At 72.6% G+C, this 17,456-nt stretch carries 15 protein-coding genes and 1 pseudogene; 6 read left to right on the top strand and 10 right to left on the bottom strand.

Translation table 11 applies throughout. The features are described from left to right. Window positions 1-152: 152 nt before the first annotated feature. The 4 genes and pseudogenes from ACR3IO_RS01225 to ACR3IO_RS01210 all read right to left on the bottom strand — a co-directional run bounded on the left by ACR3IO_RS01225 (window position 153) and on the right by ACR3IO_RS01210 (window position 3,863). The gene (locus tag ACR3IO_RS01225; protein ID WP_434069340.1) at window positions 153-659 is read right to left on the bottom strand and encodes an N-acetyltransferase family protein; all 507 of its coding nucleotides are present in this window, start codon (window positions 657-659) and stop codon (window positions 153-155) included. A gap of 196 nt (window positions 660-855) precedes the next feature. Further along, a pseudogene (locus ACR3IO_RS01220) lies at window positions 856-2,419 on the bottom strand (DEAD/DEAH box helicase). A gap of 263 nt (window positions 2,420-2,682) precedes the next feature. Continuing rightward, window positions 2,683-3,312, bottom strand: a complete 630-nt coding sequence (locus ACR3IO_RS01215; protein ID WP_434069339.1) for a DUF1684 domain-containing protein — start codon at window positions 3,310-3,312, stop codon at window positions 2,683-2,685. Beyond that, window positions 3,309-3,863: a hypothetical protein gene (locus ACR3IO_RS01210; RefSeq protein ID WP_434069338.1), complete on the bottom strand. Its 555-nt coding sequence runs from the start codon at window positions 3,861-3,863 to the stop codon at window positions 3,309-3,311. The genes ACR3IO_RS01215 and ACR3IO_RS01210 overlap by 4 nt, the downstream gene beginning before the upstream one ends. A gap of 101 nt (window positions 3,864-3,964) precedes the next feature. Here ACR3IO_RS01210 and ACR3IO_RS01205 point away from each other — a divergent pair, with 101 nt between their 5' ends. Next, the gene (locus ACR3IO_RS01205) at window positions 3,965-5,227 is read left to right on the top strand and encodes a hypothetical protein (RefSeq protein WP_434069337.1); all 1,263 of its coding nucleotides are present in this window, start codon (window positions 3,965-3,967) and stop codon (window positions 5,225-5,227) included. Window positions 5,228-5,274: 47 nt separating this feature from the next. Beyond that, complete coding sequence (locus ACR3IO_RS01200) at window positions 5,275-5,961, top strand: 2-phosphosulfolactate phosphatase (protein WP_434069336.1); 687 nt, start codon at window positions 5,275-5,277, stop codon at window positions 5,959-5,961. Between the two features lie 46 nt (window positions 5,962-6,007). Here ACR3IO_RS01200 and ACR3IO_RS01195 read toward each other — a convergent pair whose 3' ends face one another. The 3 genes from ACR3IO_RS01195 to ACR3IO_RS01185 form a co-directional block, all read right to left on the bottom strand. Then, complete coding sequence (locus ACR3IO_RS01195; protein ID WP_434069335.1) at window positions 6,008-6,652, bottom strand: CGNR zinc finger domain-containing protein; 645 nt, start codon at window positions 6,650-6,652, stop codon at window positions 6,008-6,010. 190 nt (window positions 6,653-6,842) lie between these two features. Continuing rightward, window positions 6,843-7,337, bottom strand: a complete 495-nt coding sequence (locus tag ACR3IO_RS01190) for a SprT-like domain-containing protein (protein WP_434069334.1) — start codon at window positions 7,335-7,337, stop codon at window positions 6,843-6,845. A gap of 41 nt (window positions 7,338-7,378) precedes the next feature. Beyond that, window positions 7,379-8,563, bottom strand: a complete 1,185-nt coding sequence (locus ACR3IO_RS01185) for a PQQ-dependent sugar dehydrogenase (RefSeq protein ID WP_434069333.1) — start codon at window positions 8,561-8,563, stop codon at window positions 7,379-7,381. Between the two features lie 38 nt (window positions 8,564-8,601). Here ACR3IO_RS01185 and ACR3IO_RS01180 point away from each other — a divergent pair, with 38 nt between their 5' ends. Genes ACR3IO_RS01180 through ACR3IO_RS01170 form a run of 3 tightly spaced genes read left to right on the top strand, consistent with a single transcriptional unit; the run spans window position 8,602 to window position 10,870 of the window. Then, window positions 8,602-9,363: a LamB/YcsF family protein gene (locus ACR3IO_RS01180; protein ID WP_434069332.1), complete on the top strand. Its 762-nt coding sequence runs from the start codon at window positions 8,602-8,604 to the stop codon at window positions 9,361-9,363. After that, entirely contained in the window at window positions 9,360-9,986 is a 627-nt protein-coding gene (locus ACR3IO_RS01175) for a 5-oxoprolinase subunit B family protein (protein WP_434069331.1), read from the top strand. Before ACR3IO_RS01180 ends, ACR3IO_RS01175 begins: the two co-directional genes overlap by 4 nt. Continuing rightward, on the top strand, window positions 9,983-10,870 hold the full coding sequence (locus tag ACR3IO_RS01170; RefSeq protein WP_434069330.1) for a biotin-dependent carboxyltransferase family protein: 888 nt from the start codon (window positions 9,983-9,985) through the stop codon (window positions 10,868-10,870). The genes ACR3IO_RS01175 and ACR3IO_RS01170 overlap by 4 nt, the downstream gene beginning before the upstream one ends. A gap of 98 nt (window positions 10,871-10,968) precedes the next feature. Here the strand turns inward: ACR3IO_RS01170 and ACR3IO_RS01165 are convergent, their stop codons facing one another. From ACR3IO_RS01165 to ACR3IO_RS01155, 3 genes are all read right to left on the bottom strand, one after another. Beyond that, entirely contained in the window at window positions 10,969-11,829 is an 861-nt protein-coding gene (locus ACR3IO_RS01165; protein WP_434069329.1) for a spermidine synthase, read from the bottom strand. Between the two features lie 27 nt (window positions 11,830-11,856). Then, window positions 11,857-12,612 carry a spermidine synthase gene (locus ACR3IO_RS01160; RefSeq protein ID WP_434069328.1) on the bottom strand — a complete coding sequence of 252 codons (756 nt, stop codon included), beginning with the start codon at window positions 12,610-12,612 and terminating at the stop codon, window positions 11,857-11,859. A gap of 96 nt (window positions 12,613-12,708) precedes the next feature. Continuing rightward, on the bottom strand, window positions 12,709-13,602 hold the full coding sequence (locus ACR3IO_RS01155) for a hypothetical protein (RefSeq protein ID WP_434069327.1): 894 nt from the start codon (window positions 13,600-13,602) through the stop codon (window positions 12,709-12,711). Between the two features lie 325 nt (window positions 13,603-13,927). Between ACR3IO_RS01155 and rpoB the strand changes: the two genes are divergently transcribed. Next, window positions 13,928-17,416 (top strand): DNA-directed RNA polymerase subunit beta, encoded by a 3,489-nt coding sequence (rpoB, locus tag ACR3IO_RS01150; RefSeq protein WP_434069326.1) that lies wholly within the window; start codon window positions 13,928-13,930, stop codon window positions 17,414-17,416. The last annotated feature ends 40 nt before the right edge of the window (window positions 17,417-17,456 follow it).

Raw genomic sequence — 17,456 nt, 5'->3', positions numbered from 1 at the left:
GATCGGGCGATCATGCGGCGTGGCCGTGTTCACCCGACCGCGAGCAGCAGGACGGGCGGCGCGGTGATCCCGCGTCGCCCGTTCGTCGGTTCGAGAGAGCGGATGCCGCGGCATCCGCTCGGGCTCATGCCCGCCGTCGTCGAAGCGATGCGTCAGCGCACCATCCGGAGTTCGTGGATGACCTCGCCGAGGAACGGCTCGTCGTGCGAGGCGCCGTCGGCCGTGAAGCCGTTGCGCTCGTAGAAGCCGATCGCGTGCGTGTTGGCCGAGGGCACCCAGAGGGTGACGGCCTCGTCGCCGACGGTGGCATCGAAGAGCTTCTGCCCGATGCCGTGGCCGTGGTGCGAGTCGAGCAGGTGGATGAAGAACAGCTCGCGCTCGCGGGGCGCGTCGTCGTCGCGGGCCGGCCCGGCGCCCGCGAAGCCGACGATCTCGCCGTCGACGAGGGCGGCGAAGTAGGTGTGCGCATCGCCCTGTCCGAGCCGGTGGGCCCAGAGCTCGGCCATGCGGCGGGGGGAGAGGTTCGCGAGGGTGGCCTCGTCGACCAGTTGGTCGTAGTCTTCGTGCCAGCACTGGGCGTGGACACGCCCGAGTGCTTCGGCGTCGGAATCGCGGACCGGACGGATCACAAGGGCTTCGGCAACGACTTCGGTGCTCATACCGAGAGGCTAAGCCAGGGTGCGGCGCACGACAAATCGAGGCGGCTGTCGCGCTGGATCGTTGTCCATCGGTGACAATGCGTCGTCGCCGGGCGACTCTCCCGTGCCCGTCGGCGTGGCATGGCACCCGCCCGCAGACGAGGACGGCCCCGGCGAGCGGATGCTCGTCGGGGCCGTCCGGGCGCTCAGGCGGTGATCAGCCCTGTGCGCGGCGGTTCGTGCGCGCGGGCTGGCCGACGAGGCTGCCGACGCGGAGCGGCTGCTTCGCGGGGCGACCGGATGCTCCGCGCTGCGCGCCCGTGGTCTGCGCACCGCGGCTGTGGCCGGAGCCCTGCTTGGGCGCGTTGGACTTCGCCTCGGCGGGACGGCCGGAACGGTCGCGACGGGGAGCGCCGGGAGCGACATCCGAGGATCCTGCGCCGCCGGTGCCGCGTCCGCCGCGACGGCGTCCGCCGCCCTCGGCACGGGCCTCGCGGGCGACGGGTGCGCCGTCGCGGGCCGCGCGCTTGCGCTGCGCGTTCGCGCCCTGCGAGCGACCGCCGCCGCCCTGCTGCTGCACGGCAGCGCGGGGAGCGGGCTTGACGTAGGGAGCGACGTCGCCGACGAGCTTCACGACCGACGGGGACTTCGCGGTCACGCGCTCGGGGACGACCTGGATCGCGGCCTTGCGGAGCAGGGTCTTGAGGTCCTGCTTCTGCGACGGGAGGCAGATGGTGACGACGTCGCCCTCGCTGCCGGCACGGGCGGTGCGGCCCGAGCGGTGCAGGTACGCCTTGTGCTCCATGGGCGGGTCGACGTGGATCACGAGCTCGACGTTGTCGACGTGCACGCCGCGGGCCGCGACGTCCGTGGCCACGAGGACCTTGACCGAGCCGTCGCCGAACGCGGCGAGGTTGCGGTCGCGCTGCGGCTGCGACAGGTTGCCGTGCAGGTCGACCGCGGGGATGCCCTGGTCGGTGAGCTTCTTCGCGAGCTTCTTGGCGTGGTGCTTGGTGCGCATGAAGAGGATGCGGCGGCCGGTGCCCGAGGCGAGCGCGGTGATGAGGTCGTTCTTCGCGTCGACGTCGTCGACCTCGAACACGTGGTGGGTCATCGCGGCGACGTGCGAGGTGGCCTCGTCGACCGAGTGCAGCACCTCGTTGTGGAGGAAGCGCTTGACGAGCTTGTCCACGCCGTTGTCGAGGGTCGCCGAGAAGAGCAGGCGCTGGCCCGACTGCGGGGTCTTGTCCATGATGCGCGTGACGACCGGCAGGAAGCCGAGGTCGGCCATGTGGTCGGCCTCGTCGAGCACGGTGATCTCGACGGCGTCGAGGGTCACGAAGCCCTGCTTCATGAGGTCCTCGAGGCGGCCGGGGCAGGCCACGACGATGTCGACGCCGGCGCGGAGGGCGTCGACCTGGCGCTTCTGGCTGATGCCGCCGAAGATCGTGGTGGTGGTCATGCCGTACGCCTTGGCGAGGGGGCGAGCACGGCGTCGATCTGGGTCGCGAGCTCGCGGGTGGGGGCGAGCACGAGGCCGAGGGGCGGCCGGGGCGGCGCTTGCCGCCGGCGAGCTCGCCGCCGAGGCGCGCGGCCATCGGGATGGAGAACGCGAGGGTCTTGCCCGAGCCGGTCTTGCCGCGGCCGAGCACGTCGCGTCCGGCGAGCGTGTCGGGCAGGGTGTCGACCTGGATCGGGAACGGGCTGGTCTTGCCGTCGGCGGAGAGTGCCGCGACGATGGGCGCGGGCACGCCGAGCGTGCTGAAGGTGGTGTCGGTCATGGGTGCCTTTCGGGGCGCACCGCACGGTGACGCCGCCGTACGTGCGTTCGCATGTGCGTTCGCGTGGTGCGGCGGATCGGCCCGGCGGTGGGATTGGCGAAGGCGCCGGTCGGCGCATCCGTTCGCCGTATGAGAGTCAACGGGCCCCCTCTGAGAGGGCGGCCCGGAAAGCGTTTCTACGACGCAGGCGGCGCGTTCGTCGCGCACACCATCGATCAGCATAGCGGATGCCGCCGGATCGAGGCTGTGAGCGCCGGTCGCGGTCAGCGGGGGAGCAGTTCGCCGACCGGGATCTTCTCGCGCACCGTGTTGCCGGGCTGCGCCAGCGGGCACGACCACGAGGGGTCGTAGGCGCACGACGGGTTGTAGGCGAAGTTGAAGTCGATGATGAGCGAGTCCACGCCGCCGCCGGGCCCGAGGTCGGCGCCCTTCACGGTGTCGAGCAGGTAGCGTCCGCCGCCGTAGGTGCCGCCGGGCGCACCCGCGAGGCCGTCCTTGACCGGCACGAACAGGCCGCCCGCGTACTGGCTGAGCCGCCACACGTCGAGCGTGCCGAGGTACGGGATGCGGACCGTGCCGAGCAGCGAGAACCGGATCCTGCCGTCGGTCGCGCTGTCGACGACGAGCTTCTGCGGCTCCTCGGCGGGCCGCACCTCCAGCTCGAAGCGCCAGTCGGGGTCGTACGACGCGATCGGCAGGCCGGTGAAGGATGCGCGGTCGTCGGGCAGCAACGGCGACTGCGGATGCCCCGCGAAGAGCTCGTCGCGACCCGATCGCCACAGTTCGTGGCCGGCGGCCGGGTCGTGCGCGCTGAGCTGGCGCACCCCCGAGTACAGGCCGAACACGCGCCGCCGCCAGTCGGCGAGCTGCAGGGTGGGCAATGAGTCGGTCATGCGGGCAGTCCTCTCGGTGCGGCGTCGTCGGGTGCTCCGGAGCCCGATCGGCTCGCGGCATCCGCCGTACCGGGCGGATCGAAGGACCAGGTCGGGGCGAGCGTGCGCAGGCGTCGCCCGCGCCATTGCCAGAACGCCCACGTCGGGTACCAGGCCACGGCGTCCAGCGCCCCCGCGTGGGCGATGAGGCGGTCGCGGTAGAGGGTGCGGCCGCCGGGCAGGGCCGAGACGGCCATCCGGTGGTCCCATCGGTCGAAGAGGGCGAACGGGCCGCTGATCGCGCCACCGCTGTCGCGCAGCATCCGCACGCCGTCGGGGAGGTTCCCCGGATAGCCGAGGTCGATGACCTCCTCGCCGATCGGGACGCGTCCGAACGCGCGCGGCTGCACGCGGTGGCGCCCCTCCGACCAGGTCGTGGGCAGCCCCTCGTCCTCGAGAGATCCGAAGTCGAGCCAGGGCGCCACGACCTCGCGCAGCACCGCGGGGCTGTGCAGGGCCCGCCACGCGGCATCCGGAGTGCACTCGAGCTCGAGTTTCAGCAGGACCCGCATGAGCAGACCATACGACCGGCGGATGCCGCAGCCAAGCACCCGCGCGGATTCGCGGTCGGCGCGCCGAACTCGCGCCCACCCCGCGCCCGTAGAATCCGGGCATGCCCGACGGACTCTGGTGGTTGCCCTCCCTCCTCGTGCTGGGCGTGGCCGCGATCGCCCTCGTCGGCGGCGTCGCCGGGTTCCGGCGCCTCGGTGCCCGCCGCGAGCAGGCCGCCCTGGAGGCAGGCCGGGACGACGAGGTGCGGGCCAAGTCGCGTATCGTGCAGGCCGATTCCGCGGTGCGCGACGCGCTCGGCGAGGTGCTCTTCGTCGAGGCCCAGTTCGACGCGGCGACGGCGGCGTCGATGCGCGAGTCCGTCGACGCGGCGCAGCGGCGCCTGCGCGAGGCCTTCCTCCTCCAGCAGCGGCTCGACGACGCCGAGCCCGACACCGCCGCCCAGCGACGGGCCTGGGCCGGGCGCATCATCGAGCTGTGCGACTCGGCGCTCGCCACCCTGCGCACCGCGGATGCCGCGCTCGACGCCCGGCGGCAGGCCGAGCGCGGAGCCACGTCCGACGCCCCCGTGCTCGGCGGCCGACGTCGTGCGCTCTCGGCGCGCGGCGCCGCGGCGGCCGAAGCGCTCGACCGCCTCGGGCTGCGGTTCGCGCCGTCCGCGCTCGGCAGGGCGCGGGCCGCGCTGCACCGTGCGGAGGCCGCGCTCGCCGCCGCGGCAGACCGGCTCGAGACCGCCCGGGGGCGCCTCGATCGTGGGCAGGGGGCCGCCGAGGAGACCGCGGCGGCGGCGGGGCTGCTCGATCGCGCGGCGCGCACGCTCGACGAGGCCGAACGCGTCGAGTCCGACCTCGAGGTCGCCGCCGACGACGCGCTGACGCAGGCGGCCGATCTCGCGTCCGAGCTCGACGCCGCCCGCACCGAGCGCGACGCGACCGACGATCCCGAGTCGCGCGCGGCGCTGGCCAGGGCCGTCGACGCCGCCGCCGAAGCCCGAGGCGCTTCCCCCGAACGCGCGTCGGACCCGTTCGCGGCTCGCGATCGACTGCGCGTCGCCCGCGATCGGCTCGAGGTCGCACGGGCCGCGGCGCGGGCCTCGCAGTCGCGACTCGACGGCGCCCGGGGCGCGCTGGCCGGAGCGATCGCCATCGCCGAGAGCCAGCTGCGGGTGGCGGGCGACGCGATCCGGCGAGGCGGCACGCGGGTCGGCGCCGACGCGCGCACACGGCTCGCCGAGGCGGAGCGCCAGCTCGTGATCGCGCGTCAGGAGCCCGACCCCGTCGCCGCGCTGGACGCCGCGCGGCGGTCGGCGTCGCGCGCGAGCGACGCCGAGGCGCTGGCCGCGTACGACCTCATGACGGGTCGCTGAACGTCACGCAGCGGTGGCGGCGGCGCGCTCGGGAGTAGCCTGTCGCGGTGAGCGAAGCGACGAACGCCCTCGGGCAGGCGAAGTACCAGGTCCGGTTCGACTGGGGGGTCGAGGGTGCCGCACGCATCCTGCCCGGCGCGCACATCGTCGTCCTCGTCGACGCCCTGCTCGCCACCACGCTGGCGGTCGTCGCGGCCGAGCACGGCGAGACCTTCGCGGTGTCCGCCCACGCCGGCGGCGACGCGGCCCGGGATGCCGCGGGCACCGAGACCGCCGCGATCGCCGAGGCGCTCGCCGGGCACGACGTGGTCGTGCTCGCCGCGTCGCTCCGCAATCGCGAGGCCGTCGCCCGACGCGTCCTGGCGCTGCAGGAGGCCAGGGGCGAGCGACTGCTCGTCGCGGTCGTCGCCGCGGGGGAGCGCGCCGGCGCCGACGAGTCCGCCGACGCCGCGGCCTCAGGCGGCGGCATCCGCTTCGCCATCGAGGACCAGCTGACCGCCGGCGCCGTGATCGACGCCCTCGTGCGGCTCGGCATCGATCACACGTCGCCCGAGGCCGCCGTCGCCTGCGCCGCGTTCGAGGGTCTCCAGCACGCTGCGGTGCACCTCATCAGCGCATCGGGCAGCGGGGCGCGACTGGCCGAGGCCGGCCGCAAGCCCGACGCGCGTCTCGCGACGCAGCGCGACGTGACCGACCTGGTGCCGGTGCTGCGCGAGGGCGTGTTCGGGGCCTGAATCGACGGGGTGTCGTGGCGTCGCCGCGTCGGGGCGACGCGACGCGTCAGGCGGCCGTCTGCTCGACGAGCCGGTTGCCCGCCTTGCGGGCGCGGTGCGCGCGCACCTTGGCCCGGTTGCCGCAGCGCTGCATCGAGCACCAGCGGCGCGTGGCCGCGCGCGACGTGTCGAGGTAGACCATCGTGCAGTCGGGGCCGTCGCACTCGCGGAGCCGGCCCTCGTTCTCGGGCGAGAACACGTCGACCGCGTCACGGGCGATGGTGGCGAGGGCCTGCGACACCGTGTGCACCGAACGGCCTGCCTGGCGGGTGCCGCCCGAGAGCGAGGGCGGGATGTCGGGCGTCGCCGCGTAGAGGTTCACGATGTCGACGTCGGTGCCGCGGAGCTGCTCGCCGCGGGCCGAGCACCGTGCCATCCTGGCGACCGCGTCTCGGAGCGCCACCGCGTCGAAGAGGTCGCGCGACCGGGCCGTGCCCATCTGCACCGGGAAGCGGTCGCGGAGCCACTCGGTCAGGTCGTCGGGGGCGTGCAGTCGCTCGTGCGGCGGGGCGTCGTCTGCGGGGGCCTGCTCGCCGAGCGAGCCCGTGGTGGCGAAGTCGAGCGCGAACGAGCCGGAATCGAACCACCACCGCACGCCCTCGGGGGAGACGAGCCATTGTCCGACGGGGATCGCAACGGTGGAGACGGGCACCCGGCAATGCTAGCGCTCTGCGGGCACCCCTGGGACCGCTCTCCCGAGCGTGCGGACGCGCTCTGCGAGGGGGAGCGAGGATGCCGCCCCGCGCGCATTCCGGAAGGCGCATATGCGCGCCGTGGCGGGCGTGGATCCCGGCGACGCGGAGCGCCGACGACGTGCCTCGGCAGCGCTGCGCCGGGTCGGATCAGCTCGCGGCGCTCGCCGCACGGCGCCGCACGGCGGCCGTGATCTCGCGGCGTCCCCACACGATGAGGTTCGCCCGGTCGAAGCCGCGGTGGCAGACGCCGCAGCTGAGCGGCCGCGTCGGCTGTCGGTAGCGGAAGTGCTCGTGGCCGGCGGGGCATCGCCCGACCCAGGGGGCGAGTTCGTGCGCGACCTCGCCGTCGTGGGTGCGGCGGCCGATGTAGCCGAGCTCTGCGGCGACCCGGCGCCACTTCGGCCCGTGGCCCGCGCGCGGACCGGCCATGGCGTGGGCGACCTCGTGCAGGAGGATCTGGTGGATCTCGTCGTCGTCGTACCTCGCCGCGAGGTAGCGCGAGACCGAGATGCGCTTCGACGTGTAGTTGCAGAGGCCGGCGCGCTTCTTGGCGTTGTCGAAGCCGAAGCTCCAGATGGCCGGATCCAGGTGCAGCACGATGAGCGCATCGGCCCAGCGTCGCACCCGTTCGAGATCCGCCATGTGATGAGAATAGTCCCGGTGAGGTCCCGATCGGGAGGTCTTCAGCCGCCGGTGAGTCGCACGCGGAGCAGGCGATCATCGCCCGCGATCGGGCTCCCACGGCCGTCGGTGTTGTTCGTGATCACCCAGAGCTCGCCATCGGGTCCGGGCACGGCGTCGCGCAGTCGTCCGAACTCGCCGGCGAACGCGGCCTCGGCTGCGGGGGCACCCGTGCTCGCGGGGGCGGCGACCCAGAGGCGCTCCCCGCGGAGCGCGGCGAGGAAGAGCGAGTCGCCGACGACGGCGAGCCCGCTGGGGCTGGCCTCGGCGGTCGACCACTGCAGCACGGGGTCCGCGTACCCGGCCGCCCCGGCGCGCCCCTCGACCACCGGCCAGCCGTAGTTGCCGCCGGGCACGATGAGGTTGAGCTCGTCCCACGCGTCCTGTCCGAACTCGGCGGCCCAGAGGCGGCCCTCCGCGTCCCAGGCGAGACCCTGCGGGTTGCGGTGCCCGATCGAGTACACGAGGGTGCCGAACGGGTTGCCGGCGGCGGGCCCTCCGTCGGGCGTCATCCGCAGGATCTTGCCCGAGAGCGAGTCGGGGTTCTGGGCCGCGTCGCGGTCGCCGCCGTCGCCGACGGTCGCGTAGAGGTCGCCGTCGGGACCGAACGCGAGGCGCCCGCCCTGGTGGTTCGAGAGCCCGCGGGGGATGCCCGCGAGCACGGTCTCGGCCGCACCGAGCCCGAGCGACCCGGGAGCGCCCGTCAGCGGCATCCGCACGATGCGGTTCTCGGCTGCCGCGGTGAAGTACGCGTAGACGTGACCGGCGCCGCCGTCGTCGCCGGGGCGATATGCGAGGCCGAGCAGGCCGCCCTCGCCCCCGGGCACGACGTCGGCGACCGTCGCCGCGACGCGGAGCGAGCCGTCGCCCAGCACCTCGACGATGCGAGCGGTGTCGCGTTCGCTGACCAGCACGCCCCCGCCCGGGAGCCGGAGGATCGACCACGGCGCCTGCAGTCCCTCGGCGATGGTCTCGACGACCCCGGTCGGGCGCTGCACGACGGGCGGTGCCGTCGGCGAGGGGGAGGGGGTCGGTGCGGGCGTCGTCGCGCTCGCCGTCGGCGATCCCGGCGGCGTCGAGGGCGGCACGGTCCGCTCGGACGGGGCCGAGCAGGCCGTGAGCGCCGCCACGACGGCGATCGCGGCGGACGCGGTCGCGGTCGCGCGGACGACGGTGGCGATGCGCACCTGCCCAGTCTGCTCGTCGCTTCGGCAGAATGGAACGCATGCAGCCGACGATCGACCTGAACAGCGACCTCGGCGAGAGCTTCGGGGCATGGCGCGTCGGCGACGACGACGCGATGTTCCAGGTGATCACGAGCGCGAACGTGGCCTGCGGCTTCCACGCGGGCGACGCCCTGACCATGGCGCGGAGCTCTGCGGCGGCGGCGCGCGAGGGCGTGACGCTCGGCGCCCACCCCGGCTACCGGGATCTCGTGGGCTTCGGCCGGCGCGCGCTCGACACGAGCCCGGCCGAGATCGCGGCCGAACTCCTGGTGCAGCTCGGCTCGCTCGACGGGGTGGCGCGCGCCTCCGGCATCCGGGTCCACTACGTGAAGGCGCACGGCGCGCTGTACCACCGGCTCGTGACGGATGCCGCCGCGGCCCACGCCTTCGCGGACGCGGTGGCCACGTACGACCCGGCGCTGTCGGTGCTCGGTCCGCCCTCGAGCGAGCTCGAGCGGGCCGCGGATGCCGCAGGCCTCCGGTTCGCGCGCGAGGCGTTCGCCGATCGCGGGTACCTCGCCGACGGATCGCTGGTGCCGCGCGGCGAGCCGGGCGCGATCGTCGACGACCCGGCGGCGGCCGCAGACCGGGCGATCGAGCTCGCCGAGACGGGCGGCATCACGGCCGACGACGGCAGCCGGGTCGAGCTCCGTCCCGATTCGCTCTGCCTGCACGGCGACACCCCGGGGGCTGCGGCCATGGCCCGCGCGGTGCGCGACGCGCTCGAACGCGCGGGCGTCGAGATCCGGGCGTTCGCATGAGCCGCCGCCTGCTGCCGAGCGGAGAATCGGCACTGCTCGTCGAGTGCGACTCGCTCGACGAGGTGCTCGCCCTGCACGACGCGCTCGCCGAGGCCCGGCCGCCGGGCGTCGTCGAGCTCGTGCCCGCCGCACGCACGCTGCTCGTCGCCGTCGACCCCGAGCGGATGCCGCTGGAATCCGCCGCGACCTGGATCCGCCGCATCCCCGCTGAGGCCGGCTCGCGGGTGGCCGGGGCGCACGCCGATCCGGTGACCGTCCCGGTGACCTACGACGGCGTCGACCTGGCTGCGACCGCTGCCGCGCTCGGGGTGTCGGTCGAGGCGCTCGTCGCCCGGCACTCGGGCATCGAGTGGCGGGTCGCGTTCGTGGGCTTCGCTCCGGGCTTCGGCTACCTCGTGAGCGACGAGTGGCCGTTCGAGGTGCCCCGCCTCGACGCGCCGCGCCCGAAGGTGCCCGGCGGGTCGGTCGCGCTCGCCGGGGCGTTCGCGGGCGTCTACCCGAGGCAGAGCCCGGGCGGCTGGCGCATCATCGGCAGCACCGGCGCGACCCTGTGGGATCCGGCCGCCGCCGATCCCGCGCAGTTCGTGCCGGGCCGCACCGTGCGGTTCGAGCCGGCCCCATGACCGGCGGCCCGGGGCCCCTCGGCCCCGGAACCCTCACGATCGAGCGGCCGGGCGCACAGACGCTCGTCGAGGACCTCGGGCGACCCGGCCTCGCGCACCTCGGCGTGCCGGCCTCGGGCGCGCTCGACCGCGGCGCACTCGCCCTCGCGAACCGCCTCGTCGGCAACCCCGACCATGCCGCGGCACTCGAGATCGTCATGGGCGGCTTCCGCGCACGCGTCGACGCCGAGACGTGGTTCGCCGTGACGGGCGCGTGGGGCGACGTGCGGCTCGACGGTCGGCGCATCGCGCCCTACACGGCGGCGCGGGCGACCGCGGGCGCGGTGCTCGAACTCGGGACGCCTGATCGCGGCATCCGCTACCTGCTGGCGTTCCGCGGCGGCCTCGAGGTGCCGCCCGTGCTGGGTTCGCGCTCGCGCGACACCCTCTCGGGCATCGGCCCCGAGCCCCTGCGCGCGGGCGACGTGCTGCCGATCGGCGCGGAGCCCGCGGCATCCGTGCCGCTGCTCGATCGCGAGGCCGCGTTCCCGCCGCCCGCCGGTGCCGTGACCCTCGCCCTGCTGCCCGGCCCCCGGGCCGACCGGTTCACGGATGCCGCGCACCGCACGCTCTACGAGCGCCCCTGGCGCATGTCGGAGCAGGCCGACCGCATCGGCGCGCGGCTCACGGGCGACGCGCTCGAGCGCCTGATCCCCGGCGAGCTCCCGAGCGAGGCGACCGTGCCCGGCTCGATGCAGGTCGCAGGCGACGGTCGTCCGACGATCCTGCTCGCCGACCGGCCGGTCACCGGCGGATACCCGGTCATCGCGGTGGTGAGCGCGGCATCGCTCGACCGGCTCGCGCAGGTGCGGCCGGGCCAGGAGGTGCGCTTCCGCCACGCGTGAGCGGCTGGGCGCCGCGAGTCCTGCCGGCCGCGCGAGTCCTGCGGGGCAGCGCGATTCCTGCGGGCAGCGCGCGAGTTGCGGACGCCGACCGAGCGGCGTCAGCGCTTGAGGAAGATCGACCGCGCCGGCGGCGGGGACGGCACCGCCGTGGCATCCGTCACGACCGGGGCCCCCGCGACGAAGTTGCGGAGCTCCGCGCCGTCGAGCATGCGCGCGGGCGCCGGATCGCTCGCGAGCCGCCGCGGCAGGCCCGCGAACGGCAGTTCGGCGTTCGACGCGTACATGACGACGTTGCCGAAACGGCGCCCCTTCAGCATCGACGCGTCGGCCGCGATCGCGACGTGCTCGAAGACGTGCGCGAGCGTGGCCGCCTGCGACCGGGCGAACGCGAGGCCCGCGCCGTCGGCGACGTTCGCGACCGCGATGCCCTGCGGGGCGAGTCGCTTCGCGAGCAGCTCGTAGAACTCGACGCTCGTCACGTGCGCGGGCGTGCGCGCACCCGAGAAGATGTCGACGATCGCGATGTCGACCGCGCCGTCGAGGCCGGCGGGCAGCTTCGCGAGCACCTCGCGGGCGTCGCCGTGGCGAACCCGCACCTGCGCCCCGCGCGGCAGCGGCAGGTGCTCCCGCACGAGGTCGACGAGTTCGGACTCGAGCTCGATGACCTGCTGCCGCGAACCGGGCCGGGTCGCGGCGACGTACCGGGGGAGCGTGAGCGCGCCGCCGCCGAGGTGCAGGGCCGTGATCGCCTCGCCCTCCGCCCGCACGAGGTCGACCGCGTGTCCGATGCGGCGCACGTACTCGAAGCCGAGCCAGTCGGGTCGGTCGAGCTCGACATGCGACTGCGGGGTGCCGTCGACGTAGAGCGTCCACGAACCGGGCACCTGGCGGGACTCCTCGAGGTGCGCGAGGTGTCCGCTCACCGAGAGGCGGCGTTCGAGTTCGGGGTCGGAGGGCACGGATGCCACGCTACCGGCCCCCTGCGCTCAGCAGGCGCCCCAGAGCACGAAGTCGAGCTTCGCACCGGCCAGCACCGTGACGGGGAACGGCCCGCCCGCCTCGAGCCGCATCGCGATCGCCGCGGGCAGGGTTCCGGAGGTCGCGACGAGCACGGTGTTGCCCTCCTCGCCGCCGTCGATCACGTGCGTGTCGGCGACCGCGAGCAGATCGGCGCCCGGATCGGCCCGCGCGAACGCACGCGCCGAGGTGCGCAGCCTCGCGAGCCCCGCGGCATCCGCGATGTTCACGACGACGACGCCGTCGTCGCGCAGCAGCCCGAGGCACGCGGCGAGGAAGTCGGGGTCGTCGACGAACGCGGGCGCGTCGAGGTGCGTGTACACGTCGACCACGACGAGGTCGAAGCGCTCGCCGCGTGCGGCCGAGGCGCGAACGGCCTCGGCCGCGTCGACGATGCGCACCTCGATGCCGGATTCCGGCCACGGCGCCCTGGCCCGCACCACCTCGATGAGCTCGGCGTCGTGGTCGACGACCACCTGGATCGATCCCGGCCGCGTGGCGTCGACGTACCGGGGGAGCGTCAGCGCGCCGCCGCCGAGGTGCAGCGCCGCGATCGGTGCCCCCGACATGGCGATCGCGTCGACCACGTGGCCGACGCGGCGCAGGTACTCGAAGAACAGCCGCGTCGGATCCTCGAGGTCCACGTGCGACTGCGCCGACCCGTCGACGAGGAGCGTCAGCCCGTGCGAGCTGAAGACATCGGCCTCGAACTCGATGCGCGTCATGCAGGCATCGTCCCACGCGGCGGGGCCCCCGGTCCCGGGATGCTGCGCTGCTGCTGGGGCAGCCGTTGCCCGCTCGTCTCGGACGGGCCGTCGTCGTTACTCGGCCGGCGATTCCGCGGCGTCCGCGTGGCGCGCCTCGAAGTCGTCGAGGGCCGCTTCGAGCAGCGCCGTGCGATCCAGTCCGGTGCGCTCGGTCAGTCCGGCGATGCGCTGCTCGAGGGCGTCGGGAGCGGATGCCTCGGCCGGGCCCCCATCGAGGCGCGGCGCGTCGGAACCATCCGTCGCGCCCGTGGCGGGCGTCTCCGCGCTCGCCACCGGCTGCTCTCGAACGAGCAGCGCGACCACGGGGAGCACGATGGTGCCGAGTGCGTCGACGATCGCGATCACGCCGAACCACCGCCAGTACTCGCCGCCGTCGTCACCCGGGATCTCCCAATCGCTGAGGAGCGGGAGGACGAGCATCACCGCGACGACGGCGATGGCCGCGAGCGTGATCGCGAGCGCGGTGCGCACGGCGCGGCGCCGCCGGCCCGACAACTGCAGGAGCAGGTTCGCGTGCGCGAGGCTCGCCGCGATGATCGACGTGATGCCGAACCATCGCCAGAGATCGACGGGCCATCCGCCTCCGTCGTCGTACCACGGGGTCCAGATCAGCAGCAGGCCGATGACGAGGGCGACGGCGCTCGCGCCGAGGCCGACGAAGCCGACCACGCGAACGGGGCGCCCGACCACGCTGAGATGGCAGAGCGCGAGGATGCTCGCGCCCGCGATGAGGAGCGTCGTGCCGAGCACTCGGCCCTGCACCTCGCCGAAGTCGCCGCTCAGGAGCGTCACGATCCCGACCACGGCCGTGATCGACAGCGACGCCACGAGCGCGACGATGGCGATGCGGCGGTAGCCCCGCAACGCCTTCGCAGCGGGCGCGGGCGTCGGTGCGCCGGCTGCCGGTTCGGTCGGCGCGTGTCGCAGTTCGGGTGCGTCCTGGGTCACTCGGACCTCCTCGTCGTCGCGGTCGGCGGAGCGCCGTGCAGACTCGGAATCGTATGCGGATCGGCGGTTCTGGGGGCGCATCACGCGCCGTCGCGGCATCCGAATTCTGGGTTATACCTGAGACCGCCGCACAAATCAAGAATCGACTGGACATGGCGCGTCGCAAAGTATATGGTTAACCTTTGCGCTCCCAGACCCACTATGCCTTCATATTGCGGTCGGCTTCGCATGTCGGGTTCAAATCCGGCATCGGCACGCGTCTCGGGGCAATTCTCTCCGCTACCGACAGTGAACCGGCCCGACGGGGCCGATGGAGGTTATTCACTTGGCTGCTGCGCGCAACGCGACCACGCCCACTCCCAAGAACGGACGCGGTGCAAGCCGTCTCTCGTTCGCCAAGGTCACCGACACCCTCACCGTACCCGACCTGCTCGCCCTGCAGACCGAGAGCTTCGACTGGCTCGTCGGCAACGATGCGTGGAAGGCACGCGTCGAGGAAGCAGTCGAGGCCGGCCGCAAGGACCTGCCCGAGGCCACCGGACTCGAGGAGATCTTCGAGGAGATCTCCCCGATCGAGGACCTCGGCGAGACCATGCAGCTCTCGTTCACGAACCCCGAGCTCGAGCCGCCGAAGTACACGATCGACGAGTGCAAGGAGAAGGGCAAGACCTTCTCCGCACCGCTGTACGTGAACGCCGAGTTCATGAACCACCTCACGGGTGAGATCAAGACGCAGACGGTCTTCATGGGCGACTTCCCGCTCATGACCGCGCGCGGCACGTTCGTGATCAACGGCACCGAGCGTGTCGTCGTCTCCCAGCTCGTGCGCTCGCCCGGCGTCTACTTCGAGCGCACGCCCGAGAAGACGAGCGACAAGGACATCTACTCCGCTCGCGTCATCCCGAGCCGCGGTGCCTGGCTCGAGTTCGAGATCGACAAGCGCGACCAGGTCGGCGTCCGCATCGACCGCAAGCGCAAGCAGAGCGTCACCGTGTTCCTCAAGGCCCTCGGCCTGACGAGCGAGGAGATCCTCGAGCAGTTCGCCGGCTACGAGTCGATCGCCCTCACCCTCGAGAAGGACAACATCCTCACGAAGGAAGAGGCGCTCAAGGACATCTACCGCAAGCTCCGTCCGGGCGAGCAGGTCGCTGCCGAGGCCGCGCGTGCGCTCCTCGACAACTTCTACTTCAACCCGAAGCGCTACGACCTCGCGAAGGTCGGTCGCTACAAGATCAACAACAAGCTCGGCCTCGAGGCTCCCCTCACCGACTCGGTGCTGACCGTTGAAGACATCGTCGCGACGATCAAGTACCTCGTCGCCCTGCACGACGAGCGCACCACGCTGCCCGGCCGTCGCAACGGCAAGGACATCGAGCTGCGCCTCGACGTCGACGACATCGACAACTTCGGCAACCGTCGCATCCGCGCGGTCGGCGAGCTGATCCAGAACCAGGTCCGCACCGGCCTGTCCCGCATGGAGCGCGTCGTCCGCGAGCGCATGACCACGCAGGACATCGAGGCGATCACCCCGCAGACCCTGATCAACGTGCGCCCCGTCGTCGCCGCGATCAAGGAGTTCTTCGGCACGTCGCAGCTGTCGCAGTTCATGGACCAGAACAACCCCCTCGCGGGCCTGACGCACAAGCGTCGCCTCTCCGCGCTGGGCCCGGGTGGTCTGTCCCGTGACCGCGCCGGCGTCGAGGTCCGTGACGTCCACCCCTCGCACTACGGCCGCATGTGCCCGATCGAGACCCCTGAAGGCCCGAACATCGGCCTGATCGGCTCGCTCGCGTCGTTCGCGCGCATCAACTCCTTCGGCTTCATCGAGACCCCGTACCGCAAGGTCGTCGCGGGCAAGGTCACCGACGAGATCGAGTACCTGACCGCCATGGAGGAGACCGGCGAGATCATCGCCCAGGCGAACGCGCCGCTCAAGTCCGACGGGCACTTCCAGGAGGACCGCGTCCTCGCCCGCAAGACCGGCGGCGAGGTCGACCTCATCCCCGCCGACGAGATCGGCTACATGGACGTCTCGCCGCGCCAGATGGTGTCGGTCGGTACGTCGCTCATCCCCTTCCTCGAGCACGACGACGCGAACCGCGCCCTCATGGGTGCGAACATGCAGCGTCAGGCTGTGCCGCTGCTCCGCAGCGACTCGCCGTTCGTCGGCACCGGCATGGAGGGCTACGCGGCCATCGACGCCGGTGACGTGGTCACCGCCGACAAGGCCGGTGTCGTCACCGAGGTCTCGGCCGACGCCGTCACCGTCCAGCTCGACCAGGGCGGCACGCAGACCTACTACCTGCGCAAGTTCGACCGCTCGAACCAGGGCACGTCGTACAACAACCGCGTGGTCGTCACGGCCGGCGAGCGCATCGAGGTCGGCGAGGTCATCGCCGATGGTCCCGCGACCGACAACGGCGAGCTCGCGCTCGGCAAGAACCTCCTCGTGGCGTTCATGCCGTGGGAGGGTCACAACTTCGAGGACGCGATCATCCTCAGCCAGAACCTCGTGAAGGACGACGTGCTCTCGTCGATCCACATCGAGGAGTACGAGGTCGACGCCCGCGACACGAAGCTCGGCAAGGAGGAGATCACGCGTGACCTCCCCAACGTCAGCCCCGACCTGCTGGCCGACCTCGACGAGCGCGGCATCATCCGCATCGGCGCCGAGGTCCGCCCCGGCGACATCCTCGTCGGCAAGGTCACGCCGAAGGGCGAGACCGAGCTCTCCGCTGAGGAGCGCCTGCTCCGCGCGATCTTCAACGAGAAGAGCCGCGAGGTCCGCGACACGTCGCTGAAGGTGCCCCACGGTGAGCGGGGAACCATCATCGCCGTCAAGGAGTTCTCCTCCGAGAACGACGACGAGCTCGGCTCGGGCGTCAACCAGCGCGTGGTCGTCTACATCGCCCAGAAGCGCAAGATCACCGAGGGCGACAAGCTCGCCGGCCGCCACGGCAACAAGGGCGTCATCTCGAAGATCCTGCCGGTCGAGGACATGCCGTTCCTCGCCGACGGCACTCCGGTCGACGTCATCCTGAACCCGCTCGGCATCCCCGGTCGAATGAACTTCGGCCAGGTGCTCGAGACCCACCTCGGATGGGTCGCCAAGCAGGGCTGGAAGGTCGAGGGCAACCCGTCCTGGGCCAAGAAGCTGCCGAAGGACGCGCACGAGGCCGCCCCCGGCACCAAGGTCGCGACCCCGGTGTTCGACGGCGCCTTCGAGGAGGAGATCGCAGGTCTGCTCGACTCGACCCTCCCCAACCGCGACGGTGAGCGCCTCATCGACTCGACCGGCAAGACGCACCTCTTCGACGGTCGTTCGGGCGAGCCCTTCCCGTACCCGGTCTCGGTCGGCTACATGTACATCCTGAAGCTGCACCACCTCGTCGACGACAAGATCCACGCTCGTTCGACGGGCCCGTACTCGATGATCACCCAGCAGCCGCTCGGTGGTAAGGCGCAGTTCGGTGGTCAGCGATTCGGTGAGATGGAGGTGTGGGCCCTCGAGGCCTACGGCGCCGCATACGCGCTCCAGGAGCTCCTCACGATCAAGTCCGACGACATCCTCGGCCGCGTCAAGGTGTACGAGGCCATCGTCAAGGGCGAGAACATCCAGGAGCCCGGCATCCCCGAGTCCTTCAAGGTGCTCATGAAGGAGATGCAGTCGCTCTGCCTGAACGTCGAGGTGCTCTCGGCAGACGGCACCGCGGTCTCCCTCCGCGACACCGATGACGAGGCATTCCGCGCAGCGGAAGAGCTCGGCATCAACATCTCCGCGCGCTTCGAGTCGTCGAACATCGACGAGATCTAAGCCTGGCCAGTAGACGACTACAGAGACTTTCCAAGGAGAG

Source organism: Agromyces sp. Marseille-Q5079 (genome assembly GCF_051016555.1).
In the GTDB taxonomy this organism is placed as follows: Bacteria; Actinomycetota; Actinomycetes; order Actinomycetales; family Microbacteriaceae; genus Agromyces.
This window is presented reverse-complemented; position numbering and strand designations above follow the sequence as displayed.